Source organism: Paenibacillus sp. J45TS6 (assembly GCF_018403285.1).
Taxonomy (GTDB): Bacteria; Bacillota; Bacilli; order Paenibacillales; family Paenibacillaceae; genus Paenibacillus.
The window spans coordinates 1-980 of record NZ_BOSJ01000052.1 but is presented as its reverse complement, the minus strand read 5'-3'; the positions used below and the strand labels follow the sequence as shown (position 1 = coordinate 980).

Annotated in this window: 1 protein-coding gene; it reads left to right on the top strand. The window is 45.1% G+C overall.

Annotated elements, in window-relative coordinates; genetic code table 11:
* Positions 1-54: 54 nt before the first annotated feature.
* Positions 55-980: IS30 family transposase (locus tag KJS58_RS24805; protein WP_213536340.1), on the top strand; the 926-nt coding region annotated here is incomplete at its 3' end.

The window sequence follows — 980 nt, the reverse complement described above, 5'->3', positions numbered from 1 at the left end:
CTGATTCGTGTAGAATTAAGTTACCACACCAAATTCACACAGGAGAATCAGTCCATGAGCTATTCACATCTTAGCATAATTGAACGCAGTAAACTAGAAGCACTCTCTCAGATAGGATTGTCTGCTCGAGCCATTGCTCGTGAATTGGACCGCCACCACTCTACCATCAGCCGAGAATTAAAACGAAATCACCGTTTAGAAGGTTATCAAGCGGTAGATTCAAATGAGCGGTATCAGTGCCTTCGCCAAGCCCAAAGTTCACGCGGAAAGTGGACTGAGGCACTTGGTGAAGAGATAGAGAGAAGACTTCAGGAAACCTGGTCACCTGAGCAAATTTCAATGAGCTATGTTCAAAAAGATATGCCCATGGTTTCATTCAAAACGATTTACCGGTGGCTGTATGACGGCCGTTTAACTCGCACTACAGTTCAGCAGTTAAGACATAAAGGTAAGAGACAGAAACCTCAGGAAAAACGAGGCCGCTTCCTTGTAGGCACTTCTATTAAACAGCGTCCTAAAGAGATTCGTTCTCGCGAAACCTTCGGCCACTGGGAACTGGATACGGTTGTCTCTAGCCGAGGAAAAAGCAAAGCTTGTGTCGCTACTTTTATCGAACGAAAAACACGGCTATACACTGCCATCAGCATGCCTGATCGTACCGCACTATCCATGGAAATTGCTGTAGGTGTAGCCGCTGCACAGCACCCAGTGGGTACCTTTCAGAGTGCTACTGTGGACCGAGGTAAAGAGTTTGCATGCTTTCGAAATCTAGAAGAAACACACGGTATGAAGGTGTATTTTGCAGATCCTTATTCTTCTTGGCAACGAGGTTCCAATGAGAATGGAAACGGCTTGTTACGAGAGTTCTTTCCAAAAGGAAAAGACTTCGCAGAGGTATGTGATGAAGAATTGGAACATGCCCTCCATCTCATTAACAACAGACCAAGAAAATGTTTAGGATGGAAAACAGCCCACGAATC